This is a genomic window from Burkholderia sp. HI2714, assembly GCF_002223085.1.
Classification (GTDB): domain Bacteria; phylum Pseudomonadota; class Gammaproteobacteria; order Burkholderiales; family Burkholderiaceae; genus Burkholderia; species Burkholderia lata_D.
In genome coordinates this window covers 153,992-179,995 of sequence record NZ_NKFM01000035.1, presented here as the reverse complement: position 1 = coordinate 179,995, position 26,004 = coordinate 153,992, and the positions used below count along the sequence as shown (strand labels likewise).

Annotated in this window: 22 protein-coding genes; 7 read left to right on the top strand and 15 right to left on the bottom strand. The window is 66.8% G+C overall.

Annotated features, from left to right (window positions below):
* Nucleotides 1–292 precede the first annotated feature (292 nt).
* Together CFB82_RS18810 and CFB82_RS18805 are read left to right on the top strand one after the other, a co-directional pair.
* Entirely contained in the window at nt 293–1,114 is an 822-nt protein-coding gene (locus tag CFB82_RS18810) for an IclR family transcriptional regulator (protein WP_089484804.1), read from the top strand.
* A gap of 173 nt (nt 1,115–1,287) precedes the next feature.
* Nucleotides 1,288–1,839 carry a hypothetical protein gene (locus tag CFB82_RS18805; protein WP_069252706.1) on the top strand — a complete coding sequence of 184 codons (552 nt, stop codon included), beginning with the start codon at nt 1,288–1,290 and terminating at the stop codon, nt 1,837–1,839.
* A gap of 674 nt (nt 1,840–2,513) precedes the next feature.
* On the opposite strand, the gene CFB82_RS18800 is transcribed toward CFB82_RS18805, so the two are convergent.
* From CFB82_RS18800 to CFB82_RS18780, 5 genes are all read right to left on the bottom strand, one after another.
* Nucleotides 2,514–4,871 carry a GNAT family N-acetyltransferase gene (locus CFB82_RS18800; protein WP_089484803.1) on the bottom strand — a complete coding sequence of 786 codons (2,358 nt, stop codon included), beginning with the start codon at nt 4,869–4,871 and terminating at the stop codon, nt 2,514–2,516.
* Nucleotides 4,872–5,475: 604 nt separating this feature from the next.
* Nucleotides 5,476–5,775 (bottom strand): H-NS histone family protein, encoded by a 300-nt coding sequence (locus CFB82_RS18795; RefSeq protein ID WP_069252708.1) that lies wholly within the window; start codon nt 5,773–5,775, stop codon nt 5,476–5,478.
* Between the two features lie 103 nt (nt 5,776–5,878).
* The gene (locus CFB82_RS18790) at nt 5,879–6,151 is read right to left on the bottom strand and encodes a hypothetical protein (protein WP_089448620.1); all 273 of its coding nucleotides are present in this window, start codon (nt 6,149–6,151) and stop codon (nt 5,879–5,881) included.
* Between the two features lie 61 nt (nt 6,152–6,212).
* Entirely contained in the window at nt 6,213–6,740 is a 528-nt protein-coding gene (locus CFB82_RS18785; RefSeq protein WP_089484802.1) for a BON domain-containing protein, read from the bottom strand.
* A 54-nt stretch (nt 6,741–6,794) separates the two neighbouring features.
* On the bottom strand, nt 6,795–8,273 hold the full coding sequence (locus CFB82_RS18780; RefSeq protein ID WP_089484801.1) for a sigma-54 interaction domain-containing protein: 1,479 nt from the start codon (nt 8,271–8,273) through the stop codon (nt 6,795–6,797).
* A gap of 316 nt (nt 8,274–8,589) precedes the next feature.
* On the opposite strand from CFB82_RS18780, the gene CFB82_RS18775 reads away from it, so the two are divergent.
* Nucleotides 8,590–9,993 carry a GntP family permease gene (locus tag CFB82_RS18775; protein ID WP_069252711.1) on the top strand — a complete coding sequence of 468 codons (1,404 nt, stop codon included), beginning with the start codon at nt 8,590–8,592 and terminating at the stop codon, nt 9,991–9,993.
* A gap of 246 nt (nt 9,994–10,239) precedes the next feature.
* Nucleotides 10,240–10,503: a DUF4148 domain-containing protein gene (locus CFB82_RS18770; protein ID WP_089484800.1), complete on the top strand. Its 264-nt coding sequence runs from the start codon at nt 10,240–10,242 to the stop codon at nt 10,501–10,503.
* Between the two features lie 77 nt (nt 10,504–10,580).
* On the opposite strand, the gene CFB82_RS18765 is transcribed toward CFB82_RS18770, so the two are convergent.
* From CFB82_RS18765 to CFB82_RS18755, 3 genes are all read right to left on the bottom strand, one after another.
* The gene (locus CFB82_RS18765; protein WP_089484799.1) at nt 10,581–10,946 is read right to left on the bottom strand and encodes a 5-carboxymethyl-2-hydroxymuconate Delta-isomerase; all 366 of its coding nucleotides are present in this window, start codon (nt 10,944–10,946) and stop codon (nt 10,581–10,583) included.
* 74 nt (nt 10,947–11,020) lie between these two features.
* Nucleotides 11,021–12,616, bottom strand: coding sequence for a thioredoxin family protein (locus CFB82_RS18760; protein WP_089484798.1), 1,596 nt, complete (start codon nt 12,614–12,616; stop codon nt 11,021–11,023).
* 272 nt (nt 12,617–12,888) lie between these two features.
* Complete coding sequence (locus CFB82_RS18755) at nt 12,889–13,389, bottom strand: GNAT family N-acetyltransferase (protein WP_089484797.1); 501 nt, start codon at nt 13,387–13,389, stop codon at nt 12,889–12,891.
* 575 nt (nt 13,390–13,964) lie between these two features.
* Here CFB82_RS18755 and CFB82_RS18750 point away from each other — a divergent pair.
* From CFB82_RS18750 to CFB82_RS18740, 3 genes are all read left to right on the top strand, one after another.
* Nucleotides 13,965–16,310, top strand: coding sequence for a phosphocholine-specific phospholipase C (locus CFB82_RS18750; protein WP_089484796.1), 2,346 nt, complete (start codon nt 13,965–13,967; stop codon nt 16,308–16,310).
* A gap of 269 nt (nt 16,311–16,579) precedes the next feature.
* Nucleotides 16,580–16,849, top strand: coding sequence for a hypothetical protein (locus tag CFB82_RS18745; protein ID WP_069252716.1), 270 nt, complete (start codon nt 16,580–16,582; stop codon nt 16,847–16,849).
* A gap of 150 nt (nt 16,850–16,999) precedes the next feature.
* The gene (locus CFB82_RS18740) at nt 17,000–17,995 is read left to right on the top strand and encodes a DedA family protein/thiosulfate sulfurtransferase GlpE (RefSeq protein ID WP_089484795.1); all 996 of its coding nucleotides are present in this window, start codon (nt 17,000–17,002) and stop codon (nt 17,993–17,995) included.
* Nucleotides 17,996–18,049: 54 nt separating this feature from the next.
* On the opposite strand, the gene CFB82_RS18735 is transcribed toward CFB82_RS18740, so the two are convergent.
* From CFB82_RS18735 to CFB82_RS18705, 7 genes are all read right to left on the bottom strand, one after another.
* Nucleotides 18,050–19,510 carry an OprD family porin gene (locus tag CFB82_RS18735; RefSeq protein ID WP_069252718.1) on the bottom strand — a complete coding sequence of 487 codons (1,461 nt, stop codon included), beginning with the start codon at nt 19,508–19,510 and terminating at the stop codon, nt 18,050–18,052.
* A 165-nt stretch (nt 19,511–19,675) separates the two neighbouring features.
* The gene (locus CFB82_RS18730; protein WP_179255416.1) at nt 19,676–20,695 is read right to left on the bottom strand and encodes an ABC transporter ATP-binding protein; all 1,020 of its coding nucleotides are present in this window, start codon (nt 20,693–20,695) and stop codon (nt 19,676–19,678) included.
* On the bottom strand, nt 20,692–21,684 hold the full coding sequence (locus CFB82_RS18725; protein WP_069252720.1) for an ABC transporter ATP-binding protein: 993 nt from the start codon (nt 21,682–21,684) through the stop codon (nt 20,692–20,694). Before CFB82_RS18725 ends, CFB82_RS18730 begins: the two co-directional genes overlap by 4 nt.
* A 2-nt stretch (nt 21,685–21,686) precedes the next feature.
* Nucleotides 21,687–22,589: an ABC transporter permease gene (locus CFB82_RS18720; RefSeq protein ID WP_089448632.1), complete on the bottom strand. Its 903-nt coding sequence runs from the start codon at nt 22,587–22,589 to the stop codon at nt 21,687–21,689.
* 13 nt (nt 22,590–22,602) lie between these two features.
* Nucleotides 22,603–23,541 carry an ABC transporter permease subunit gene (locus CFB82_RS18715; RefSeq protein ID WP_069252722.1) on the bottom strand — a complete coding sequence of 313 codons (939 nt, stop codon included), beginning with the start codon at nt 23,539–23,541 and terminating at the stop codon, nt 22,603–22,605.
* Nucleotides 23,542–23,552: 11 nt separating this feature from the next.
* A complete protein-coding gene (locus CFB82_RS18710) occupies nt 23,553–25,166 on the bottom strand; it encodes a peptide ABC transporter substrate-binding protein (RefSeq protein WP_089448634.1) in 1,614 nt (537 codons plus the stop codon).
* A gap of 179 nt (nt 25,167–25,345) precedes the next feature.
* Nucleotides 25,346–25,924 (bottom strand): cupin domain-containing protein, encoded by a 579-nt coding sequence (locus CFB82_RS18705; RefSeq protein WP_069252724.1) that lies wholly within the window; start codon nt 25,922–25,924, stop codon nt 25,346–25,348.
* Nucleotides 25,925–26,004 lie beyond the last annotated feature (80 nt).

The window sequence follows — 26,004 nt, the reverse complement described above, 5'->3', positions numbered from 1 at the left end:
CAGCATCGCGGGCAGCGCCGACGTCCGATTTCCTTTCGAATACCTTGAACCGGTGCCACCTGTCATGAATACCGGGTATTCGGGGCTTCCCTGTCATCCTGAAAGTGAATCGATCCGTTCTTGTTCGGTAACGATCGGTAAAAAGACGCTGCATTGCACACTAAATGTTTGTTGTTAAGCTCAAACGGATGGCGTTCGTCGCCACACGCGGGCTCGACACAAGCGTGTTGCAGAATCGGCCAGCGTGCGTCGCCAATCGATCGACAGTAATCCCCCCAACTTCACACCGACAATGCAAACAACCAACGACCTGCTTCCCGGCTGCGACGCACGGGAATCGATGGGCGCAATCGACCGCTATCGCGCGCCCGCGCTCGACAAGGGTCTCGACATTCTCGAACTCCTGTCGGAGCAGAAAGAAGGCCTCACCCGCACCGAAATCACGAAGGAACTCGGCCGCAACGCGAGCGAGATCTACCGGATGCTCGAACGCCTCGTCGCGCGCCGCTATGTGATGCGCTCGACCGGCGGCGACCGCTACACGCTCAGCCTCAAGCTGTTCTCGCTCGCGCACCGCCATCCGCCGATGAGCCGGCTGATCGCCGAGGCGTTGCCGCCGATGCAGCGTTTCGCCGACTCCTCCGAGCAATCGTGTCATCTGTCCGTCTACGATCGCGGCAACCTGCTCGTGATCGCGCAGGTCGACGGGCCCGGCCCGTGGGGCGTGTCGGTGCGGCTCGGCTCGCGTGTCGGGCTCGCCGATACGGCATCGGGGCGCGTGATGCTGGCGTTCCAGGGTGCCGAGCAGCGCGCGCACATGCTCGCCGAGCACCGCAAGGTCAAGGGCGAAGCGCCATTGAACGAGCAGGAACTCGCGTATGCGTGCCAGTCCGTCCGGCACGACGGCTACCTGCGCCAGGACAGCCGCCAGGCGTACGGCGTGACCGACCTGACCGCACCGATCCTCGGGCCGTCCGGCCACGCGATCGCGGTGCTGACCTGCCCGTACATGCGCCGGATCGATGCGCATATGGCGCCGCCCGTCGACACGGTCGTCGAAGGGTTGCGCGAGACGGCCGCCCATCTGTCGATGTGCCGCGACGAGTCCTGCTGACGCGCAGGCTCGGCGGAGCGCACCGGGGGCGGCGCAATCGCGTCGCCCCCGGTCGCGCGCAACCCCTCTGCGGAGCGCGATGCACGGTGCCATATCGTGCGCCCACGACGCTACGCTAAAATAGCGGCCCTCTCAAAAACTACGGCGGCCGGTTGTCGCGGCCGTCGTGTCCGATGGATGTCATGGCCAAACTTCTGAACGATCAAGAATTCCAGCGTTTCTCCGAACTTCAGCAGAAGCAGGCAAGCTTCACGATCACGCCCGAAGAGGCGGACGAGCTGCGCGATATCGTCGCGCGCGCGCAGAAGAAGCGCGACGATCGTACCGCTGCAATGCAGGCGATCGAGAGCTACATCGAGCAGTTCGACATCACGCCCGACGAACTCTTCTCGCCCGAGCAGATCGGCGACGCGGCCCGCACCTACGGGCTCATCACGGCGACCAAGAAGGAACGCACGCTGCCGCCGTCGATCACGTTCAACGGCAAGCCGTACCAGTGGACCAAGACGCTCCCGGACGACGTGCGCAGCGCGCTGTTCGAAGCATTCACGTCCGGCGAGTCGGTCAAGCGCTTCATCGCGATGCCGAAGGACACCGCACGCTGTGCACTGACGATCGCCCGCCTCGAGCGCGAAACCGGCGCGGTCTACGCGGATCCGCACCTCGAGGAACTCGCGATTTCGCGCGACCAGGTGAACGACGCCGCGTTGAAACTCGCTGCCTGAACGTAGCCACGGGCACGGTTCGTGCGTGCCCGCACCCTGCATAACGCCGGCCCAGGCCGGCGTTGCGCTTGCGGAAGACGTGCATCCGGACGCTCCCGAAAAGCCTCACCTTTGCGTCCCGCAAGCGCTCACCTATCCCTCCCGAAAAAGCTCACCCAGGCTCCTGAAGACCCTCACCCAGGGCTCCCGGATGTCCTCACCAATACGTCCCGCAGACCCTCACCGATGCGCCCCGGAAAGGCTCACCGGCGCCTCCCGCATACGCTCACCGGCCACTCCCGGGAAGGCTCACCGAGTGCCCCCGTATCGACTCACCAAGCGCTCCCGTATCGGCTCACCCCAAGCTTCCCGGAGAAGCTCACCGACAGCTCCCGAAAAGTCTCACCTTTTGGGCAACTTCGAATTTTCGAGGGGGAATACGGCGGTAAATGCGTGCGGACGCCTTGCGGAAAACAGCGACGCGGAACGGATATCGCGGCAAGCAGCACCCTTCTGGCGGTGCCGAATCAGCGTCGATATTTCCGTTGCAAACAGGCGCCGGCTCGTTCGCGGTTGCTTCCCTCAGGCGAGAGGTTCCAATGCTCTGTATTCCTGAATTGAAATCCGCAACATGCCGGAAGGCCGGAGACGTCCACTGCATGCAACGTCGCCTCGCGTCGCGCAGCTGACGGGCGCTACGGCTGCAGCTTCATCCTGAAGCCGACGACGCCCGGCTCCTCCGTCGTCGACACGGCAAACCCGCACGCCTTCGCCAGCGAGATCATCGCCGAGTTCTCGCGCAGCGCCTCGCCGATCATCCAGGCGGTTCCGCGCGAGCGCGCGTAGTCGATGATGCGCGTCATCATCAGCCGTCCAAGCCCCTTGCCCTTCTGATCGGGTCGTACCGCGATCGCGAACTCCGCCGTCTCGTTGTCGGGATCAGCCACCGCGCGCACCACCGCGAGCGTGTGGTCGCGCCCCGACACATCGGTGAACGACACGATGAAGGCCATCTCACGGTCGTAGTCGATCTGCGTCATGCGCGCGACCTGCGAATGATCGAAGCTGCGCACCGCGCCGAAGAAACGCATCCGCAGATCGTCCGGCGTCATCGCGCCGAGCAGTTCGTTGTGCGCAGCCTCGTCTTCCGGACGGATCGGGCGGATCGTCACCGTCTCGCCGCGCCACTCGAGCGTCTGCTCGAGGTGGCGCGGATACGGCATGATCGCGAGCCGGCTGCGCCCCGCGGCCAGCGTGATGCGCGGCGCGATCACGTGCGCGCAGTCGGACAGCACGCGCAGCGTGACCGACATCGCAACGACTTCGCGCACGTCGCAGACGACCTGCGACAGCGCCGTCAACGCGTCGAGCGTCGGCTCGATGGGCGTGCTGCGTGCATACGGCGAGCGCTCCATCACCGCGCGGGCAAGCACGGTGTTCAGCGGCGGCAGGCCATAGACGACGAACGGCGCCGATACGCCGTCTGCAGGCGGCACGGCATAGCGAAACACCGGACCGAAGTTCGAATCGTCGTACATGTCGACGGTGACATCGACGACTTTCTTTCCGGCCGGCTCGACGGCCGGCTCGCCCTGCAGGCCAAAATGAGACAGCCAGCGCAGCGCGGCTTCGCCGGTCAGTTCATGCTGGCCGGCTTCGACCATCCGGCGCGCGTCGGCCTGCGCGGATGCCACGCACTCGGCCGGCTGCAGCGGCGTACCCTCGGGCGTTTGCATCAGCAGTTGCCGCCCGAGGTTGTAGTCGACGAGACGCGCATACGCGCGCGCGAGCCGCTGCGGCGTGGTGTGCACGGGAATGCCGTTCGCGTGCAGCGCATCGCGCGTCGCCGCGTCGACCGCGCCGAAGAAACACGCGAGGATGCCGCGATGCGCGTACTGCCGTGATTCGATCAGCGTGTGCGCAACCGCATCGGCCGGCGCGCTGTGGGAAGTCGAATGGACGACGAACAGCGTGCCCGTTTGCGGGAACGGCGCGAGCGCCTTGACCGCCGCGGCAAAATGCTCGGGGCGCGCATCGTCGCCCAGCGTCAGCGGATTGCCTGGTGACGCGAGATGCGGCAGCGCCGCCGACACGGCCGACGTGGCCGCGGGCGACCAGTCGGTCAGCACGTCGCGCACCTCGGCCACCGCATCGACCGCGAGTTTCGCGACGCCCGCGTCGCTTGTCACGAGCGTGGCCGCGCCGCGCGCCGTGACGCGGCCGACGCCGAGCGTCTCGATCTCGTCGAGCAGATCGTCGAGCGCATCCACACGCACCATCCCCGCGCGCTGGAACGCCGCCGTATAGAGCGCGTCGCCGGGATCCGCGCGGCCGGTGCGCAATGCGAGCACCGGCTTGTTGCGTGCGGCCGCGCGCGCGGCCGACATGAACTTGCGCGCGGCGCGCACGGTATCGAGTTCGAGCAGGATCGCGCGCGTGCCGGGATCGCTCGCGAGATAGTCGAGCACGTCGCCCGCGTCGACGTCGGACTCGGCGCCGAGCGCGACGACATGTGAAAAGCCGAGGCCCCGTGCATCGGCCCAGCCGAGCACCGCGTTCGTCAGCGCATTCGATTGCGACACCCACGCGACGCCGCCCGATCGCGCCGTATAGGCCGGCGCGCCGAAATGCGCATGCCGTGCAGGCGACAGCACGCCGAGGCTGCCCGGCCCGACGATACGGAGCACGAACGGCTTCGCCGCCTTCAGCGTGCGATCGAGCGCGGCACGATCGGCATCGGTGCGCGCCTCGCCGACGATCACCGCAACGCGCGTGCCGAGCTCGCCGAGCTTGCGCACGATGCCGGCCCAGGTTGCGGGCGGCGTGCAGATCACGGCCACCGATGGCGGCGCGGGCAACCGGTCGACATCGGCAACGACCGGATGCCCGTGCAGGTCACGATACTTCGGATTGACGGGCCACACAGGCCCCTCGAATGCACCGTCGAGCACGCGCGACCACACCATCGCGCCGATACTGCCCGCGCGCGACGACGCCCCGACGACCGCAACGGACTTGGGCTGGAACAATGCATCGAGATGGCGAACGGTCACATCGGCTCCCTGCGGTAACGAAAGACGACCCGATCGGCATGCGGCACGGACAGGCCATGCGCCGATCGACGCGAACCCCAAGCATAGGCGAAGCGCATGCGGCTGCCTATATGCCGAACGGCCGACTGTTCGACCCACGTCAACGCTCGCAGCATGGTGCCTGCAACACGAGCATGGAAGCCGTCGCCACGCGCCGGCCGAGCACATTCGCCCGGCGCACACGGTGCAGGCGTGCAGCGCGACGCTGCGTCCGCTTCGTCAAAGGTGAGGATTTACAGGAGCCATGGTGAGACTCTTCGGGAATTGCACGGCGCCACGCGCCAACACACGAAAGGTGATCGGAATTCGCCGCACGCGTGCACCACGAGAATGGCGCAGGCCAATGCGCATGTGCTGCGCAATTGCACGGCTGTTTACCGGAATTCGCCGCGATATCCCGTCGAATCGCAGCGAATTCGCAAAACGTGATCCGTTAATTGCGCGGCGTCGCCGATCAATACGCCATCGGGAATCGCGCCGGGCATGCACGAAAACAAAACGGTGCGACGGCCGCATGGCCGTTCGCACCGTCAGTCAGTACGCGAAAGGTGAGGTTTTTCGGGAGTCAGTCCTTGATCAGGAAACGCTCGCGATTCTTGCCGAGCCACGTCGGCGAGCGCCCGCGGCCACTCCAGGTTTCACCCGTCTTCGGGTTCAAATATTTCGGCGGCGACACACGCTTCGGCTTGGCTGCGCCAGCGGCCGCGCCTGCCGGACGAAACCCGAGCTCTTCCGGCGTAATGTCGTATTCCTCGATTTTCGCGCGGATATCGGCAATCGCATCGGCAATCGCCTTTTCACGCTCCTTGTCGATCTTTTGCTGAAGCCGTTCGAGCTGCGCGCTCAGTTGCCTGTAGGTCGCCATATGGATGGGACTCCGTGAGTGTTATTCGTGAAAAATAGATGACTCTCAGCCAACAGAAAAACGCTTCGCCCGATCGTGGTCGCCACAGCCGGTTATCTCGGGATCAATAACCGCTCTTCTTCTTGCACGCGAAGAGAAGATTTCGCGTGGCGTCATCGCGCGATTGCTGAAGCACTTCGAAATCGCCGTTGCAGATCGCCCGGGCGTTGTCCGTGCAATTGCTCCAGTCGCTGCCGGTGCATTGCACCTGGGTGGTCGGACGCCCGTCCGACGTGAACAGCGGCGCGCTGCCGCCACACCCGCCGAGCCCTGCAACCAGAGCCAAGACAACGGCTGCCCGAGGCCACCGACAGACCGACGCAAGCATGTGTTTCATTGTTGTTCCCGTCAACCTTTTTTTGAATGTCGCGAGTATGCCATGCGCGGCCCTTCGGCCGTCAGTTCGGCGTACGGCCGGGTTGCCCGCGCGCCTTGTACGGCAAGCGCTTGCGCGGATCGTCGGTGATGCGAACGAACACCTGCTCGACGTCCGGAAGCGCCTCGAGTTCGCGCTGCAACGCCTGCTGATCGAACGCCGTATCCGCACATCCTTCGACGTAGATGAAACGTCGCTGCACGGTGATCCACAGGCTCGTGCCATGCAGCCGAGCCGAGCCGGCGAAGTGCGCCTTCACGGCGTCGGCGATCGGTGCGTCGTACATATAGGAATTCGGCTTCGTGCAGCGATGCGCGAGCCAGCAGGTGGTGCCGCGTTCGGCGCGGTAATGCGCGTCGTCCGTCATCTCGGCCCGGGTCATCCACGGGCCGAGCGGCAACGGGCATTCGGCCACGTCCCGCGACAGCGCGATGAACGGATCGTTGTACCAGTTGCGCCGCGCCTCGGGTGCATCGGTGTCGCCGGACTGCGCGAACGCAGAGGTCGCCAGCAACATGGTCAGCCACCGTGCGATGCCGATCCGTTTCATCGTGATCTCCTGTTCGATGCTTCACGTCCGAGCGCGTTGGCTTGGCCGTCTGGCTTACCGGTCGATGCCCAGCGCCGCCAGTTTCTTGTACAGCGTCGCGCGGCCGATCCCGATGCGCGCGGCCGCGTCCACCACCTTCCCGTCGCAGGCCGCCAGCGCATCGGTCAGGAACTGGCGCTCCCACGCCGCCAACGCCTCGGCATACGAAGCGGCCGGCGCAGCAGGCCGCTCGCCCGCGCGCCGTTCGACCTGTGGCACGGCCGGCGGCTGCGCCGGTGCGGCACCGTCCGTCGATACGCGCACCGGCCCAAGGAACGGCGCGAGCGCGCGCGCATCGATCACCGACCGGTCCGACAGCATCAGCGCGCGTTCGAGCGTGTTGCGCAACTCGCGCACGTTGCCCGGCCACGGATACCCACACAGCATCCGCAGCGCATCGTCGGTCAGCTCGCAATGGGCGGCGCGCCCGTGCTGCGCGGCCAGCTCCTCGAGCGTCGCGTAGACGAGCGCCGCGATGTCGGACGCGCGCTCGCGCAGCGGCGGCGCATGGATCGTCAGCACGTTCAACCGGTAATAGAGATCCGCGCGAAAACGCCCGGCCGCGACCAGCGCCGGCAGGTCGGCGCTCGTGGCCGCGATGATCCGGACATCCGCGCGCACGATCCGGTTCGAGCCGACCGGCTCGAATTCCTTGTCCTGCAGCACGCGCAGCAGCTTGCCCTGCAGCGGCAGCGGCATGTCGCCGATCTCGTCGAGAAACAGCGTGCCGCGATCGGCCAGCTCGAACTTGCCGATGCGCCCCTTGCGATCGGCGCCCGTGTACGCGCCGGGCGCCGCGCCGAAGAATTCGGTTTCGAGCAGCGTGTCGGGAATCGCGGCGACGTTGACGGTCACGAGCGGCTGGAGCGCACGCGCCGACGCCGCGTGAATCGCATGCGCAAGCAGTTCCTTGCCGGTGCCCGTCTCGCCGAGCAGCAGCACCGGCGAATCGACCTGTGCGGCGCGGCGTGCCTGGCGCTTGGTTTCGAGGCTCGCGGCGCTCGTGCCGACGAAGCTCGCGAACGTGTATTTCGCGCGGCGCGCCTGCGCGAGCGAACGCTGCGTCGCGATCAGCTGCTGCTGAAGCTGTGCGTAGCGGGAAAAGATCGGCGTGAGCGTCTTCAACTGGTCGAACAGCGCGAAGCCGATCGCGCCGACCGTCTCGCCGGCCTCGTTCTTCAGCGGCAGGCGCGTGACGACGAGCGGCTCGCGGCCCGTCTCCATGATGTCGAGCAGGATCGGCTGCCCGGTCGACACGACCTCGCGCATCAGGCTGTTCGGGATCACGGCCTCGCAGTCGAGGCCGACGGCCTGCTGCGGATCGGCGAAACCGAAGCGCGCCGCGTACCGCTCGTTCATCCACACGACGCGCGCATCGCGATCGACGACCACCGTGCCCGCGCTCGAATCCTCGAAGGTCCGGAACAGCGACTCGGCGGCGCGCCGCAGCACGTCGCCGTAGTTGACGGGCAGGCGGGCCCAGTCGTTCATCATCGTGTCGTCGTCTCCGTGTATCCTGGGCCGGCTGTCTCCGGAACGAGACGGATTATCTCATTCTGGAGACACGCCGCAATGCATTGTCCGGGAAAGCCCTGCCCGATTCCACGGGCTGGCCGGACGGCCATTTCGTCTCCGGATGGAGACGTTTTATGTAGAATCGTCAGACAACGACCGGCGCGGGCCCGCCGGTCTCCGGCGGACCCATGTCCGGCGGCGCAATCCGGCCGATGGCACGAAACCTGCACGAACCTGAGCCGGTCCGCGGCGCGTCGCGCGAACCAACAACAACCAAAGCCATTAGGAGACTCCCTTGTCTTTCGTGATCGTCCTCGCCGCGCTGGCGTTCCTGATGTTTGCCGCGTATCGCGGCTATAGCGTGATCCTGTTCGCGCCGATCGCCGCGCTCGGCGCGGTCCTGATGACCGAACCCGCCGCCGTCGCACCGGTCTTCTCCGGCATCTTCATGGAGAAGATGGTCGGCTTCGTCAAACTGTATTTCCCGGTGTTCATGCTCGGCGCCGTGTTCGGCAAGGTGATCGAACTCTCCGGGTTCTCCGAGTCGATCGTCCATGCGGCGATCCGCTACATCGGCCGCTCGCGCGCGAATGCGGTGATCGTCGCGGTGTGCGCGCTGCTCACCTATGGCGGCGTGTCGCTGTTCGTCGTGGTGTTCGCGGTCTATCCGTTCGCGGCCGAACTCTATCGCCAGAGCAACATCCCGAAACGGCTGATGCCCGGCGCGATCGCGCTCGGCGCGTTCTCGTTCACGATGGATTCGCTGCCCGGCACGCCGCAGATCCAGAACATCATCCCGACCACGTTCTTCAAGACGACCGCCTGGGCCGCGCCGGTACTCGGCACGATCGGCTCGCTATTCATCATCGTCGTCGGCCTCACGTATCTCGAATGGCGTCGCCGTTCGGCGATGGCGAAGGGTGAAGGCTACGGCACGTCGCTCGTCAACGAGCCGGAACGCGTCACGGCCGAATCGCTGCCGAGCCCGTTCCTCGCGATCCTGCCGCTGATCCTCGTCGGTGTGTCGAACTTCGCGCTCACCAAGCTGATCCCGACGTGGTACGGCGCTGCGTCGTACACAGTCGCGCCCGACGTGCTGCCGGGCGTGCATACGCCGGTGACGACGTCGATCAAGACGGTCGTCGCGATCTGGTCGGTGGAGGCCGCGCTGCTGCTCGGCATCCTGCTCGTCATCGCCACCGCGTTCAAGCGTGTCAGCGAACACTTCGCGGCCGGGTCGAAGGCGGCGGTGGGCGGCGCGCTGCTCGCCGCGATGAACACGGCGTCCGAATACGGCTTCGGCGGCGTGATCGCCGCACTGCCGGGCTTCCTCGTCGTCGGCGATGCGCTGAAGAGCATTCCGAACCCGCTCGTCAACGCGGCCGTGTCGGTCAGTTCGCTCGCCGGCATCACGGGCTCGGCGTCGGGCGGCATGAGCATCGCGCTCGCCGCGATGTCGGACCTGTTCATCAAGGGCGCGCAGGCCGCGAACATCCCGATGGACGTGCTGCACCGGGTCGTCGCAATGGCGAGCGGCGGCATGGACACGCTGCCGCACAACGGCGCGGTGATCACGCTGCTCGCGGTCACGGGCCTCACGCACCGCCAGTCGTATCGCGACATCTTCGCGGTCACGATCATCAAGACGCTCGCGGTGTTCTTCGTGATCGCCGTGTACTACACGACGGGGCTCGTGTAACACCCCCGCAGCGGCCCGTCCCCGGGCCGCCGCCCGCCGGCCGCGTCGATGCGGCCGGCTTCTTCCCCACGCCTCCCCCTTTTGCCGCACGCCGCCCAGGCGCGCTCGCTGGCTCGCTCATTGTTGTCCGCAGCAGAACACTACGTTGGTCGCAGCGGCATTTTTCGCGCGGCGGGCGCGGCCTACACTGCTTTCGACGGTCACCGCATGCGATCGGCACCGTCGAAAACCTGGAGGTATCCGCTCATGAACCCGCTCATCCGCACCATCGCCCTCGCTGCCGCCTTCGCCGCGCCCATCGCCGCGCAGGCGCAAACGAGCCGGCCGCTCACACGCGCCGAAGTTCATGCCGAAGTGGTTGCACTGAGAAAAGCCGGCTTCCAGCCGAGCGACTGGTTCTACCCGGCCAGCATTCAGGCCGCCGAGGCGAAGATCGCGCGGCAGCAGGGTGCGCCGCGGGCCGCAGGCGCCGGCTACGGCAACCGCGGCGCGTACTCGCCGGGGCAATAGTCCGGTTTCGAATCCGCCGGCCGTGCGCGCATCAGCGCCTCGTTCCCGGCCCGCGCAGCGCGCACCGCACCGCCGGCTCAGCGCGGCTCGATGCTCGCTTTCGCGTAGGACTCGCGTTCCAGTTCGAGTATTTCCGCGCTCAGTTGCAGGTGCGTGCCGGGCGGCGCAACGACGTGCCGCTTCAGTTCCGCCAGCACCTGCTCCGAAACTTCACGTTTGACGTCGGTCGTCCGGCCGCTCAGCACCGCGAGCTTCGCGTGAACGAACGCGCGCGGCGCCGGCGACGTGCCGACTGCGAACGTATCGAACCGCAGCGCGCGGCTCTTGATGTCGAGTTCATTGAACCGGCCGGACGCGGCAAGCGCGGCATTGAGCGCGCGCAGGGTCGCGCCGGCGTCGAACCCGTCGAGGTTCGCGGAATATTCGAGCGTCAGGTGGGGCATGGTGTCGGTGGCCTCGTGGGTATCGGGAAAAATGCCGGAAGGCATCCCGAAAGCCCACGCGGCGCCACCGGATGCTATGCCTTGACCGGCTGGATCAAGCGCGCGCAGGCACTTGCCTGCGGATCGCCGGCGGGCAGTTTCCCACAGATGCCGTCGAACTGCTTCGCGATCGATTTGACCGACGCATCGTGTGCACCGCTGCCGCGCCAGCGGTTCAACTGCGTGACGACCTTGGTCAGCGCGCGCAGGTTCGCGCCATAGAATGCGTCCCGCGTCTTGTCGGCCTGCGCGAGCACGCTCGCGGCAATCCCTTCGATGCGCGCCGAATCGTCCGGCGCCAGTTGGACCGCATTCGCAAAGTAGGTCGCGCCCCAGCGCAGCTTCGTCGCCGGCCCGCTCGCCGCGTCATATGCCTTGCGGTACCAGTCGAGCGCCGCGGCCTTGTCGCCGCGCGCCTTCGCATTCGCAGCCAGCCCGGACATGAAGTAGTACGGCGTGGACGACCGCGTCAGCTCGGTCTTCAGCAACGCATCCGACTCGTCGTACAGCCCCGCGTCGGTCAGCGTGTCCGCGCCTTCGCTGACGAGCGCCTGCCGCTCGTAGGCATTCGCGGCGCCCTGCACCGACGCGGCGATCTGCTTGCGCGCCGTGTCCGCCAGCGCCGGCGCGGCCAGCGGTGCGCCCTTGCCTGCATCGCCGCGCGCGAGCAGCACGCGGCCGTGCAGCGCCATCAGCCGGTCGATCGACGACAGCGTGGTATCGGTCGACAGGCGCGCGAGGGCCGTGTCATATGCGCCGCGCAATTTCGCGCGCTGCGCGTCGTCGCTGCCGAGATACGCGACCACGCGCGCGGGCGCCGCAACCAGCACATCCGAATCGGCGCGCGACAACACAGGATCCTGCAGCACCGTGCGCAACGAATCGGCAAGCGCCGCCTTGTCGAGCGCACCGGCCTGCGCCGGATCGTCGGACGCGGCGACCACGGCCGACTTCAGCGCGAAGCGCGCCGATTCGCCCTTCGCGCCGGCCGCACGTGCGCGTTGCGCGAGCGACTGCAGCGTCTCGGCGACGCGATCGGCCGCCACCGGCAGCGCACCGTCCGTATCCCACGAATAGTCGGCCAGCAGGCGCCATTCGTCCGGCGTCAGCGATGCACCGTTCTTCAGCGCGGTCGCGAGCGTCTGACGCACCGGGTGCGCGGCCGTCATCCCGAGCGACAGCGCCTGCATGTAGCGATCGAGATCGGCCTCGCCTGGCAGCCGCGTCACTTCGGTGCCGTCGGGACGGAACAGGATCATCGTCGGATAGCCGTGCACCTTGAAACGCTCGCCGAGCTTCTGCGCGCTTTCGGTATCGCCGTCGAGATACACGGGCACGAAGAACGACGAGCGGGTCTTGAATGCCTGCTGGCTAAAGATCGTCGACTTCACCTGGTTGCACGACGGGCACCACACCGCGCCCCAATACAGCAGCAGCGGCTTGCCGGTGCGCTTCGCCAGCGCGAAGGCGGCGTCGACGTCGCCGTGCTGCCATGCGATGCCGGGCGGCAGATGCGCGCCATCGGGCGCGGCGCTCGCCGCCGGGGCGCCCGTGGGCGTGGCAGCGGCAAGCGCCGCACCCGCGGCGGCGAGCAGGCAGGCGGCAGTCAGATTCCGGAGAGCAGTTTTCATCGAAGCGGGTCCGTTGAAAGAGACGGTTGCGGGAAGGTGCGCTGCGCGAAGCGATGGCTGTGAAGTAACAGCCATGAAGCGATGACGATGAAGCCAGCCGGCGTGCAACGCCGCGCATGATCGTTTCGGAAAAGCGAACGCCGGCCGAGGCGGCCGGCAAATCCTTCGACGATACGACGGGTACAGCCCGGAGAAAACGAACGAATTCTCGAATGAATATGACGCGTGGCATCGCGGCCGCACGTGCTGTCAGATAGGCGTCGGCGGAGCCTTCACTGCCGCGCCTTGATCCGCGCCATGTGATACACCGACGCATGCACGCCATCGCGCAATGCATAGCCCGGCGATTCACCCTCGACCCGGAAGCCATGCTTCTCGTAGAGCGCGACGGCCGCGCGGTTGTCGGTGAACACAGTCAGCTCGAGACGCGTGATGTTCAGCCAGTTTTCCGCGAGATCGATCGCGGCCGCGAGCAACCGGCTGCCGACGCCGCGCCCGTGCTGCGTCGCGTCGACCATCATGCCGAGCCCTGCCGCATGGCGACGGCGCGGATTCTGTTCGGGATGCAGGCCGAGATGGCCGACCACCACGCCGTCGATTTCGGCGACGAGGCTCATGCCGTGCTCGCGCACGCCGTCGAGCCGCTTCTGCCATTTCTCGAGCGACGGAAACGGCTGCTGCAACGTATTCGCGTATACCGCGGGATGCGCGGCGATTTGCCGGATCGCGTCGACGTCGTGCGTCTCGCTGTGCCGGATCGTGATGTCGGTCATGGGTGGGCCGGTTCCGAAAAGTCGCGCCTGTCGCGCGGGCTGCGCACATGCGCAGCAACGTGTCGAGCTTATCCGATTTCACGCATTTGAAACATGGGCGTCATGCGATGCCGTTGCCCTCGCAACGATGCGCGAGCACATCCCTCCATCGCGAACCGGAAAAATCTGACCGATTCCTCACACCGCGATCGGTAATTCCTGACCCGTTCCGTCGCGCATCGCTTTCCGATCGATCGTTGCGCACGCAACGTCACGCGCGCGACATGCGATGTCATGTCTTCATCACGTCGACGTCACGCCGCCTCCCTAGACTGGGCGCCGCCCAACCCGGCATGCGCCGGGCCGGCGTGTGCCGACGTCCTGGCCCGCGCATCACGAGCGCGCGTTGCACAGGATCGCGGCGACGGCCAAGGCATCCGCGCGACACCACGCATCGCGCGCGATGCGCGCACCTCCGCCACGCGCGGCCGATGCACTCGAACGCACACGCCGCGCGAATCGTCCCAGGGGGGGCGATGCACGGGCGCCTCCAGACGAAGTCACGAACGCTCCCATCATCACAGGACCCGAACGCCATGACGTCACGCCGCAAATTCCTCCAGCAAACCGCCACTTCCGGCCTCGCCGCCGCCGCGCTGTCCGCGTTTCCGCCGAGCATCCGCCGCGCGCTCGCGATTCCCGCGTTTCACGAAACTGGGACCATCAAGGACGTGAAGCACGTCGTGTTGCTGATGATGGAGAACCGCGCATTCGACAGCTACTTCGGCACGTTCAAGGGCGTGCGCGGTTACGGCGACCGCTTTGCGGTACCGTCGCCGAACGGCCGCAACGTGTTCTACCAGACATACACGAAGCCGACGCCCGCCACCACCGTCACGCCGTATCACCTCGACGCGAGCCAGGGCAACGCGCAGCGCGCGGGCGGCACGCCGCACACGTGGGCCGATGCGCAGGCCGCGTGGGACCACGGCCGGATGAACCGCTGGCCCGACGCGAAGACGCCGCTGTCGATGGGTTACTTCGACGCGGCGGAAGTACCGTTCCAGCGCGCGCTCGCCGATGCGTTCACGCTGTGCGACCACTACCACTGCGGGATGCACACGGGCACGATCGCGAACCGCCTGTTCTACTGGAGCGGCACCAACGGTCCGAACGGCATCAGCCAGGCCGACGGCAGCCGCGTGAAGATCGCCGCGCTGAACAACCAGTTCAACGGCGGCAACGACATCGGCCCGTCGAGCCAGGGCTGGACCTGGACCACCTACGCCGACCGGCTGCAGCAGGCCGGCGTGAACTGGAAGGTCTACCAGAGCCTGATCGACAACTTCGGCTGCAACGAGATGATGAGCTTCCGCCACTGGCGCGCGGCGATCGAGCAGATGCCGCCCGCGCGCCGGCCCGCGTACGTCGCGTCGACGGACATCACGCAGCCCGTGACGGCGGCCGGCGCGTTCTACGATCCGGCGATCGACGATCCGCTGAGCCCGCTCGCGAAGGGGTTCGGCAACACAATGCCGTACGGCTTCCTCGAATCGTTCCGCGACGACATCCGCAACGGCACGCTGCCCGAGGTGTCATGGATCATCCCGCCGTCCGTGTACAGCGAACATCCGGGGCCGTCGAGCCCTGCGCAGGGCGGCTGGTACGTGCAGGCCGTGCTCGATGCGCTGACGGCGAACCCGGAGGTGTGGAGCAAGACCGTGCTGCTGGTGAACTACGACGAGAACGACGGCTTCTTCGATCACATGCCGTCGCCGGCCGTGCCGTCGCGCAACGCCGACGGCACGCTCGCGGGCGGCCATACGCTGCGGGACGCCGACGTCGCCGCCGAGTACCACGACTTCACGCCGGCCACGTCAAGCCAGCCGGCGATCGACGGCCGTCCGTACGGCCCGGGCCCGCGCGTGCCGATGTGGGTCGTGTCGCCGTGGAGCCGCGGCGGCTGGGTCAACTCGCAGGTGTTCGACCATACGTCGACGCTGCTCTTCCTCGAAAAGCGCTTCGGCGTCGCGGAGCCGCAGATCAGCGCGTACCGCCGCGCGGTGTGCGGCGACCTGACGAGCGCGTTCAACTTCCGCTCGCCGAACAACGAACCGCTGCCGACGCTCGCGGGCCATACGACGAAAAGCCAGGTCGACGCGCTGAGCGCCGCGCAGCAGGCCGCGCCGAAGATCGTGCCGCCGGCCGCGCCGTCGCTGCCCGCGCAGGCGACCGGCGTGCGCCCGTCGCGCGCGCTGCCTTACGAACTGCATGCCAGCGCGCGTGCCGACGCCGGCAACGGCATGGTCACGCTGAAGTTCGCGAACACGGGCCGCGCCGCCGCCGTGTTTCACGTCTATGACAAGCTGCACCTCGACCGCCTGCCGCGGCGCTACGTCGTCGAACCGGGCAAGACGCTGCACGGCGACTGGGCCGCGCGCGCCGACAACGGCGGTAAATATGACCTGTGGGTACTGGGCCCGAACGGCTATCACCGCCGCTTCACCGGTGACCTCAGCCGCCTGGCCGGTGCCCGCGCGCCGCAGCCGGAGGTTCGGGTCGGCTATGCGGGCGCGAGCGGCAACCTCCACCTGAAGCTGCGCAACGACGGCGGCGGCACGGTGCGCTTCACCGTGAAGTCGAACCAGGTCTACGGGCCGCTGTCCGGCCGCGGCGCGCACGACGATCGCGGTCATGGCCAGGGCAACGAGGACCGCAACAGCCAGGGTCACGGCCACGGTACCGGTACCACGTGGACGGTCACGGTGCGCGCCGGCGACCAGGCCGAGCTGCACTGGAACCTCGACTCGACCGGCCACTGGTACGACTTCATCGTCACCGCGGACAGCGACGCGAGTTTCTCGCGCCGCGTCGCCGGCCGCGTCGAAACCGGCCGCCACTCGGTCAGCGACCCGGCGATGGGGCTCGCCGACCGCTTCTGATGCCGCCGCGGCGACCCGCGCTGCGCCGCGTGTCGCCGCCCGGGGCGGCCCGGCCGCGAACGGCGGTCAGGCGCCGGCCGCGGCTGCGCCCGATCCGGCGCAAACGCCCGCCCCGCGTGGCTCAAACATCAGAAGGATCAATGGTTCAGCCCTCAATTCACCCCAACGAAATTGCTCCGAATTGCGGCCCGTTCGCGTTAAACTGCGCCAAGCTGTATTCAACAAAGACACTTTGCCACTATGGCATCCACGATACGAGGATAGGTTCGATGCGCACTACCGGCTCATCCGGGGCAATGACCCTGCTCACCGAACACGACGCGGCCGACGGCCGAGAACTGCGCTCGCTCCGACTCGAAGCAACGAGCGACGGCAAGAGCGTGCTGCTGATCGAAGTCGACGAACGCAAGCCCGGCATCCACCGCGAAGTCCGCTACGAGATCACGCCGGCCGAACTGATCGCGGCGATCCGCTCGCACGGGGCCGAGCTCCCCGGCGAAAACCACGGCGCCGCGTCGCTCGCCCGCACCTCCTCCTGATTTCGAACGGTGAGCCGCGCGCAACGCGCCGGCTCACCGCGCCCCGCCGCCGTCAGGCACTTTGCGTTATTCCCGCCGCTGACTTGAAAAAGGCCGATAATCGGCCCATCTGCGTGCTTTCCGCGCGCGTTTCCTTTTCGGCCAGCCGTCATGCTCCTCCGCGACCTCGTCGCCCAATACGGGCCGCTTCTCGTCTTCGCCAACGTGCTCGCGGCGGCCATCGGGCTGCCGGTGCCCGCGATGCCGACGCTCGTGCTGTTCGGCGCGATGTCCGCGATGCATCCGGCGATGATCGGCTCGCAACTGGTGACGGTGGTCGCGCTGTCGGTGCTCGGCGCACTGATCGGCGACACCGTGTGGTACCTCGCCGGCCGGCGCTTCGGCGGCACGACGCTGAAGACGATCTGCCGCCTGTCGCTGTCGCGTGACAGCTGCGTGAAGAAAACCGAACGCTTCTTCGGCCGCTACGGCGTGCGCGTGCTCGCCGTCGCGCGCTTCATTCCGGGGCTGTCGCTCGTGTCGGTGCCGATGGCCGGCGCGTTCGGCACGCGCTATCGCACGTTCCTCGGCTACGACGCGCTCGGCGCCGCGCTGTGGACGATCGTCGGGCTGATGGTCGGGCTGATGTTCGCTCGCCAGATCGACTGGCTGTTCGCCGGTGCGGGCCAGCTCGGCCGCGTGGCGCTGCTGGCGGCCGTCGCGGTGCTGGCGGTGTACGCGGCGATCCGCTGGATGCGCCGCCGCGCGCTGATCCGCCAGCTCGCGAGCGCGCGGGTCGGCGTCGACGAGCTCGACGCGATGCTGCGCGATACCACCGCGCCGGTGGTCCTCGACGTGCGCTCGCCCGAGCACCGCAAGCTCGATCCGTTCACGATTCCCGGCGCGCAGTTCGCCGACGAACGCCAGATCGGCGACATCGTCGCGCGTTATCCGTTCTCGCAGAAGTTCGTCGTGTACTGCTCGTGCCCGAACGAGTTCACGGCCGCGTTGATGGCGAAGCGCCTGCTCGACGCCGGCTTCACCGATGCGCTCGCGCTGCGCGGCGGCCTCGATGCATGGCGCGATACGGGCCGCCAGCTCACGTCGCTCGTGGAAGACATGCCCGCTGCGAACGATCCGGTCGCGGGGCTGCACAAGCCGGCCTGATCGTTTCGATCGAAGGCCGGCCCTGCGAGGCGGGGGCGCCTGCGCCCCCTGCGATCAGAACGCGTGCAGCGGCAGGTTCACGACCAGACGGTACTCGGTGTTCGTCGCGTCCGAGTAGTGTGCCGAACCGGCGTGCCACATCGCGATGAACGTGACCTTCGTGTCCTTCAGCTTGCCGCTCTGGAACGTGTACGACGGGATGAAGCCGAACTCGTGGTGACGGCCCTGCACCGGTGCGCCGTTAGCCCAGTAGATGCTCGACTTGCTCGGGTCGTTCGCCGCACCCGCGCTGCCGTCCGCACCCCAGCCCGTCACGCCCCAGACCATCGCCTTGAAGCCCGGCAGGCCCGCTTCCTTGCCGTAGAACGTGTAACGCAGCTGCAGCGACTTTTCGTGCGGCGCGTTGTAGTCGACGTCCATCGAGTTGGTCAGGAAGATGCCGTTCGTTTCGTTCAGGTAATCGAAGAACTGGTCGCCGAGCACCTGCTGGAAGCCGAGCAGCAGCTCGTGCGGGCCGTGCTGCGCGGCCAGCGACAGGCTGTATGCGTTGTTGTTGATCTTGCCTTGCAGCGCATCGCCCGTGTCGTGCGTCGAGTAGACGTTGCCGAAGCCCGTCCACTTGATCGTCTGCGGGCTGCCGATGCTGTGCTTCACCGACGCGTAGTACTGGTGCCACACGTCGTCGGCCTGGTTCGCGTACAGCGCGACTTCGCCGTTCGGCGAGTAGTCCCACGTGCCGCCGACGTACGACAGGCGGTTGATGCGCGTGCCGCCGTATTGCGTCGTCAGGTTGGTGAGCGTCGTATGACCACGCGCGTCGGTCTTCGTGAAGCTGCCGGCCTCGAGCATCACGTTCTTGAATTCATTGCTGACGAGGGTCGCACCGAGGAACGTCGGCGGCAGCGCACGGTTGTCGTGCTGTTCCATGAACGGGTTGTCGACGGCCTGCAGACCGTACTTGACCACCGTGTTCGAGATGCGCGCCTTCACGTCGTAGATGCCGGGATAGGCCCAGGCGAGCTGGTTGCCGCCACCGCCGCCCTTCGCGATGTGCACCATGCTGCCGGCGCCCTGGCCGCCGTCGAGCTTCAGCGCCGCATACAGCGATGCGTCGAAACCGATGCCGATCAGGCCCGTCGTATAGCCCGACTCGAAGTTCGCCATCGCGCCCTGGACCCACGCGTGGCGATGCGGCCCGCCCTTGGCGTCGAGCACGTCCGCATAGTTGCGGAACAGGAAGTTGAGATGGCTGTCGGCGATGAAGCCCTTCGACTGCGACTGCGCCGACGGCTCGTCGGGCGGCGTGACGGCCTGGTTCGCTTCGGCGTTGATGACGGCGTTCGGGGTCGTTGCCTGCGCAACGGTCGTGCCCGGTGCGGCCTGCGCGACCGTCAGCGGTGCGGGGGCCGCGTCGTCGGCGTGCGCGACGCCCGTCAGCGAGACACCGGCGAGCGCCGGCAGCCCCCAGGCCAGCAGCATTTTCGATGCCGTCCCGATCGTCTTCTGTTTTTTCATCGTAATTCTCGTCTTGTGTTGATATCGTCCACGCCGGTTGCGATCCGCTCCCGGCCCCCCGGCGCGCCCGATCAAGGACGCGCCTGTACCCGCGGCGCGAAGATCGTTCGCGCCGCACCTACCCCTGTTGACCTGCCTTGGTTATGTTTGCTGCGTCACTTCAGCTCACGCCACACCCGCGCGGATGCACGCGACACGCGCGGCCGACCCCTGCCGAACTTCCGGCAGCGGCACGTCCTGCGCGCACGCTTCGATCGCGACCGGGCAGCGCGTGCGGAACGCGCAGCCGGACGGCGGGTTGAGCGGCGAGGGCATCTCGCCCGCCAGCAGCATCGGACGGCGAGCACGCTCGCGCGCCGGCTCCGGCGTCGGCGCCGCGTCGAGCAGCGCCTTCGTGTACGGGTGCTGCGGCACGCCGTACACGTCATGCCGCGTGCCGAACTCCATCACGCGGCCGAGATACATCACGAGCACACGCTGGCTGATGGCCTTCACCACCGCCAGATCGTGCGCAACGAACAGATAGGACAACGACAGTTCGCGTTGAAGATCGCGCAGCAGGTTCACGATCTGCGCCTGGATCGACACGTCGAGCGCCGATACGGGTTCGTCGCAGATCACGAGCTTCGGCTCGCCGATCAGTGCGCGCGCGATGCCAACGCGCTGGCACTGCCCGCCGGAAAATTCGTGCGGATAACGCAGCAGGTGATGTGCGTTCAGGCCGACGCGTTCGAGCATCGTGACGACGCGGCGGCGCACCTCGGTGCGGCCGAGGCCGGCCTGGTGCGTGACGAGCGGCTCCGCGACGACCTGTTCGATCGTCATGCGCGGATCGAGCGACGCGAGCGGATCCTGGAAGATCATCTGCACTTCGCGCCGCATCGTGGTGCCGCGCAGGTGTTCGGGCGCCACGGCTTCGCCGCGCCATTTCACCGTGCCGGCCGTCATCGGCACGAGGCCGATCAGCGCACGCGCGAGCGTCGACTTCCCGCAGCCCGATTCGCCGACGAGCCCGACCGTCTCGCCGCGCTTCACGTCGAACGACACGCCGTCGACGGCGCGCAGCGTCCCCTTCGGCGACCACGGATAGCCGCCGAGCGGCACGCGGAAATGCACTTTCAGACCTTCGACGGACAGCAGCGTGTCGTCCGTCGCGCCGGCTTGGCGGCGTTCATCGACGCTCATCGCAGACCTCCCGTCAGATCGGCCACGGGACGGTGGCATGCGCGCACCGCGCCCACGGCGCCATAGGTTTCGAGCGCGGGACGCGCCGCGCCACAGCGTTCTTCCGCATACGTGCAGCGCTTCGCGAACGCGCAGCCGGCCGGCGCGGTGCCGGGCATCGGCGGATTGCCGGGAATCGCGACGAGCGGCGCATCGTCCGCGTCGGTCAGGCGCGGCAGCGCGTTGAGCAGGCCGATCGTGTACGGATGCGACGGCGCCGCGAAGATCGATTCGGCCGGCGCGTATTCGACGGTGCGGCCCGCGTACATGACCATCACGTCGTCCGCGAGGCCCGCGACCACGCCCATGTCGTGCGTGATCAGCACGATCGCGGTGCCGCGCTCGCGGTTCAGCTCGCGCAGCAGGTCGATGATCTGCGCCTGCACGGTCACGTCGAGCGCGGTGGTCGGCTCGTCGGCGATCAGGATTTCCGGCTCGGACAGCAGCGCCATCGCGATCATCACGCGCTGGCGCATGCCGCCCGAAAACTCGTGCGGATACATGCGGATGCGGCGTGCGGCATCGGGGATGCGCACCGATTCGAGCGCCTCGATCGCGCGCTTCGTGGCTTCCTTGCGCGACAGCTTGCGATGCAGCTGCAGCGTCTCGGTCATCTGCCGCTCGATCGTCAGGAACGGATTGAGCGACGTCATCGGATCCTGGAAGATCATCGCGATCCGGTCGCCGCGCACCTTGTTCAGCGCGCGCGCATCCATCTCCAGGAGGTTGTCGCCGCGATAGCGCGCGGCGCCGGTGGTCGAGCCGTTGCCGGCCAGCAGGCCGAGCATCGCCATCACGGTCTGGCTCTTGCCCGAGCCCGATTCGCCGACGATGCCGAGCGTCTTGCCGGCTTCGAGCGAGAACGACACGCCGCTCACGGCGTCCACTGGCGGCGCGTCCTTGCGCGTGAAGCGCACGCCGAGGTTGTCTACTTCAAGCAGTGCCGACATCTTTAGCGATCCTTCGGGTCGAGCGCGTCACGCAGGCCATCGCCGACGAAGTTCACGCAGTAAAGCGTCACGCACAGCATGACGGCCGGGGCCAGCAGCAGCCACGGCATCGATTCCAGTTTCTGCGCGCCGTCCTGGATCAGCACGCCCCAGCTCGTCATCGGTTCCTGCACGCCGAGGCCGAGGAACGACAGCACCGATTCGGTCAGCACGATGCCCGGCACCGAGACCGTCGCGTACACGACGACCACGCCGAGCAGGTTCGGCACGATGTGGCGCCGCACGATCGACGCCGGCGATACGCCGATCGCCCGTGCCGCATCGACGAACTCGCGGCTGCGCAGCGACAGCGTCTGGCCGCGCACGACACGCGCCATGTCGATCCACGAGAACGCGCTGATGGTCAGCACGACCAGCATGAACGAGCGGCCGAACAGGGTCATCATCAGGATCGCGATCAGCAGGTACGGGATCGCGTACATCATGTCGACGATGCGCATCATCACGGAATCGACGCGACCGCCCGCGAAGCCCGCGATCGCGCCCCATGCGACGCCGAACAGGCCCGACACGAGCGTGCCGAGCAGGCCGACCTCGATCGACACGCGGCCGCCGATCAGCGTCCGCACCAGCAGGTCGCGGCCGAGCTCGTCGGTGCCGAACCAGTGCTGGTTCGCCCAGGTCGGGGGCAGGCTGATGGAGCCCCAGTCGCTCGCGGCGGGATCGGCCGCGAGCAGCCACGGGCCGACGAAACAGGCGAGCGTGATGAGCGCGAGCAGCACGAGGCTGAACACGGCCGCACGGTTGTGAAGGAAGCGCGCCATCGCAAGCGCGAGCGGCGAGCGCGAACGCGGCGGCGAGTCGGTCTGCACGGGCAGGCCGACGACGGGAGTAGTCGGAGTCATCGCTGTGCCTCGCTCAATAACGGATGCGCGGATCGAGCCACGCGTAAGCGAGGTCGACCAGCAGGTTGAACAGCACCGCGCAGACGGTCGTCAGCACGACGAGGCCGAGCACCAGCGTGTAGTCGCGGTTGATGGCACCGTTCACGACGAGCTGCCCGAGGCCCGGCAGCGCGAACACCGATTCGGTGACGACGGCCGCCGTGATCGACGAGATGCAGACCGTGCCGAACAGCGACACGACCGGCATTAGCGCGGGCTTCAGCGCATGGCGCAGCACGATCGTCGAGCCCGGCAGGCCCTTCGCGCGCGCGGTGCGGATGTAGTTGCTCGACAGCGTCTCGATCATCGAGCCGCGCATCACGCGCGCGAGCAGCGACATGTTGATGAAGGTCAGCAGCACGATCGGCAGCAGCCGGTACTGCCAGCCGCCGTCGCCCCAGCCGCCCGCGGGCAGCCAGCCGTTGCCGGACGACGTCTTCAGCAGGATCGCGAAGATCCACACGAGCACGGGACCGAGCACGAACGGCGGCACGACATTGCCGACGTTGCCGATCAGCATCACGACGCGATCGATGAAGCTGTCGCGGCGCACGGCCGCGACGGTGCCGAGCAACACGCCGAACACGATCGAGATCGGGATCGACACGCCGCCCACGCCGAGGCTCACGGGCAGCGCCTTCTTCACGAGGTCATTCACCGACCAGTCGACGTAGCGGAACGACGGACCGAGATCGCCATGCAGCAGCGAATCGAGGTATATCAGGTACTGCTTCCACAGCGGCTGATCGAGGTGGTACTTCGCGTTCAGGTTCGCGAGCGTCGCGGCGGACAACTGCTTTTCCGTATCGAACGGACCGCCGGGCGTGAAGTGCAGCAGCAGGTAGCAGACGGTGACGACCGCGAGGATCGTCGGCACCGCCCACAACGTGCGCCTCAATGCGTAGGCCAGCATGATCGCTCCGCTCAGTGCTTGATCAGGTACATGTCCTGCGAAGCACGCATGTCGATCACGTTCTTCAGCGAGTAGCCGCCCACATAGGGCTTCACGAGACGGTCTGCCGAGTACTGGAACAGCGGCACCATCGGCGTGTCGCTCAGCGCCATGTCGTGCGCCTGCGTGAGCAGCGCGGCGCGTGCCTTGTCGTCGAGCTTCTGGTTGCCTTCGTCGACGAGCGCGTCGGCCTGCTTGTTGCAGTAGCCGACGGTGTTCTGCGCGCTGCCGCAACGCAGCAGGTCGAAGAACGTCATCGCGTCGTTGTAGTCGGCGAACCAGCCGTCACGGGCGATCTGCACCTTGCCGTCATGACGCTCCTTCATCAGCACCTTGAACTCGACGTTCTCGAGCTTCGTATTGACGCCGAGCTTGGTGCGCCATTCCGACGCGGCGAACAGCGCGACCTTCTTGTGCAGGTCGTTGGTGTTGTACGTCAGCGTGAACGACAGCGGCTTCGCATCCGAGTAGCCGGCCTGCTTCAGCAGGTTCTTCGCGGTCTCGACGCGCTTGGCCATCGGCCACGACGCCCAATCCGGCGTGAACGGCTGCACGCCCTTCGTGCCGCTCGGCATCAGGCCGTACATCGGCTTCTCGCCGGCCTGCGTGAGCCGTTGCGTCAGCACGTCGCGATCGAGCACCATCGACAGCGCCTGGCGCACGCGCTTGTCCTTCAGCGCCGGATCGCTGTTGTTCAGGTAGTAGTAATAGGTCGCGAGCTGCAGGCCCTGGCGCAGTTCGCCGCCGAACTGCTTGCTGACCTGCTGGAAGATCCCCGACGGGATCGAGTAGCTGTAGTCGATCTGGCCGGCCTGGTACATGCGCATCGCCGTCTCGTCGCTCTCGATCGGCAGGTACGTGACCTTGTTGATCACGACCTTCGGCGCGTTCCAGTACTTCGCATCCTTCGAGATCACGATGCGGTTGTTCGGCTGCCAGTCGACGAGCTGGTATGCGCCGTTGCTGACGATGTTGCCCGGGCGCGTCCATGCGTCGCCGAGCTTCGTCACCGTGTCCTTGTTCACCGGCGCGAGCGGCACCATGGCCGTCAGTTCCGGGAAGAATGCGACCGGCACGTCGGTCGTCACTTCCAGCGTGTACGGATCGATCGCGCGCACGCCGAGCGTCGACGGCGCAGCCTTGCCTGCAATGATGTCCTTCGAGTTCTTCACGAACTCGACGAGGATCGTGTACTTCGAGCCCGTCTTCGGATCGACGAGGCGCTGCCACGAATAGACGAAATCGGCGGCCGTCACCGGCTGGCCGTTGCTCCACTTCGCGTCATGGCGAAGCTTGAAGATCCACGTCGTCGGCGTCTTGCGCTCCCACGACAGCGCGACGCCCGGCACGACCTGGCCGGCCGCATCGATGCGGGCCAGCCCTTCGAACAGGTCGAGGCCGATCGTGTTGCCGGTCCACGATTCGATGTGCGCGGGGTCGAGCGACTCGATTTCGGCGGGCACCTGTCGCGTCAGGTCCTGTTGGGGAGCGAGCGCGACGTTCGACGGGACGGTAACGGCGTGGGCAACAGGCGTCGTCAGGGCGAGCGCGGCCAGCACGGCCGACATGGCATGCAAGGATTTCATCGTGGCAGTCTTGAGAAGGTTTGTTCGGTGAGCGTCGCGCGGCGGATGCCGCGGCTTACGCGTGAGACGCTGACGGGTGCAGCGATTGAGGAGGCCCGTGATTCTCGTGTAGCATTTTAGTATTCCTTACGTTTCTTTCGACAGGTATTCCGTCTTCGAAACGAAGGAATACCTGTGCGTTAGAACAGCCTCGGTGTCCCGACCCAGACCACCACCGACTCGATCTTCGCGGTGTTGACCCAGCTGTGCGGGACCGTCGACTGATAGTGCGAGCTGTCGCCGGCCTGCAGGACGAACGTCTTGCCTTCCAGCGTCAGCGACACTTCCCCTTCAATCACATACAGGAACTCCTCTCCTGCATGTGTCGTCACCTCAGACCGCTTCTGCCCCGGCGGCATCCTCACGAGGATCGCCTCCAGCTGGCGCCCTTCGGATACGTTCGTCAGCCTCGCGAACAGGTTCGCCGAATCGGCAAACCCGAAGAAGCGCAGCTGCTCGCCTCGGCAAACCGAGCGTTCCTCGCTCGGCGTATCCACAAAGTACTGCACCGTCACACCGAGCGCGTGCGCGATACCGGCCAACGATGTCAGCGACGGCGACGCGAGCCCGCGTTCGACTTGAGACAGAAACGGCTTCGAAATCCCCGCGGCGGTAGCGGTGTCGTCGAGCGTGCGCTTGAGTCGTTGGCGCAACGCGCGAATCTTGCTGCCGAGCGCGGCAGCATCTGCAGCCCGCGAGTTTTCAGTGGGGGGAACCATAGCAGGCCGAAAAGTGATCGTCAAAAAATGTTTGATGGAAAATAACTAAGTTAGAACGATATAGCTTAGTCTTCGGGTTC

Coding starts and splice junctions, on each gene's coding strand:
- CFB82_RS18805 (WP_069252706.1), top strand. CDS start 1,288: ATGGATGTCATGGCCAAACTTCTGAACGATCAAGAATTCCAGCGTTTC.
- CFB82_RS18705 (WP_069252724.1), bottom strand. CDS start 25,924: ATGGTTCCCCCCACTGAAAACTCGCGGGCTGCAGATGCTGCCGCGCTC.
- CFB82_RS18795 (WP_069252708.1), bottom strand. CDS start 5,775: ATGGCGACCTACAGGCAACTGAGCGCGCAGCTCGAACGGCTTCAGCAA.
- CFB82_RS18710 (WP_089448634.1), bottom strand. CDS start 25,166: ATGAAATCCTTGCATGCCATGTCGGCCGTGCTGGCCGCGCTCGCCCTG.
- CFB82_RS18770 (WP_089484800.1), top strand. CDS start 10,240: ATGAACCCGCTCATCCGCACCATCGCCCTCGCTGCCGCCTTCGCCGCG.
- CFB82_RS18810 (WP_089484804.1), top strand. CDS start 293: ATGCAAACAACCAACGACCTGCTTCCCGGCTGCGACGCACGGGAATCG.
- CFB82_RS18760 (WP_089484798.1), bottom strand. CDS start 12,616: ATGAAAACTGCTCTCCGGAATCTGACTGCCGCCTGCCTGCTCGCCGCC.
- CFB82_RS18730 (WP_179255416.1), bottom strand. CDS start 20,695: ATGAGCGTCGATGAACGCCGCCAAGCCGGCGCGACGGACGACACGCTG.
- CFB82_RS18720 (WP_089448632.1), bottom strand. CDS start 22,589: ATGACTCCGACTACTCCCGTCGTCGGCCTGCCCGTGCAGACCGACTCG.
- CFB82_RS18750 (WP_089484796.1), top strand. CDS start 13,965: ATGACGTCACGCCGCAAATTCCTCCAGCAAACCGCCACTTCCGGCCTC.
- CFB82_RS18780 (WP_089484801.1), bottom strand. CDS start 8,273: ATGATGAACGACTGGGCCCGCCTGCCCGTCAACTACGGCGACGTGCTG.
- CFB82_RS18725 (WP_069252720.1), bottom strand. CDS start 21,684: ATGTCGGCACTGCTTGAAGTAGACAACCTCGGCGTGCGCTTCACGCGC.
- CFB82_RS18790 (WP_089448620.1), bottom strand. CDS start 6,151: ATGAAACACATGCTTGCGTCGGTCTGTCGGTGGCCTCGGGCAGCCGTT.
- CFB82_RS18740 (WP_089484795.1), top strand. CDS start 17,000: ATGCTCCTCCGCGACCTCGTCGCCCAATACGGGCCGCTTCTCGTCTTC.
- CFB82_RS18785 (WP_089484802.1), bottom strand. CDS start 6,740: ATGAAACGGATCGGCATCGCACGGTGGCTGACCATGTTGCTGGCGACC.
- CFB82_RS18745 (WP_069252716.1), top strand. CDS start 16,580: ATGCGCACTACCGGCTCATCCGGGGCAATGACCCTGCTCACCGAACAC.
- CFB82_RS18735 (WP_069252718.1), bottom strand. CDS start 19,510: ATGAAAAAACAGAAGACGATCGGGACGGCATCGAAAATGCTGCTGGCC.
- CFB82_RS18715 (WP_069252722.1), bottom strand. CDS start 23,541: ATGCTGGCCTACGCATTGAGGCGCACGTTGTGGGCGGTGCCGACGATC.
- CFB82_RS18755 (WP_089484797.1), bottom strand. CDS start 13,389: ATGACCGACATCACGATCCGGCACAGCGAGACGCACGACGTCGACGCG.
- CFB82_RS18765 (WP_089484799.1), bottom strand. CDS start 10,946: ATGCCCCACCTGACGCTCGAATATTCCGCGAACCTCGACGGGTTCGAC.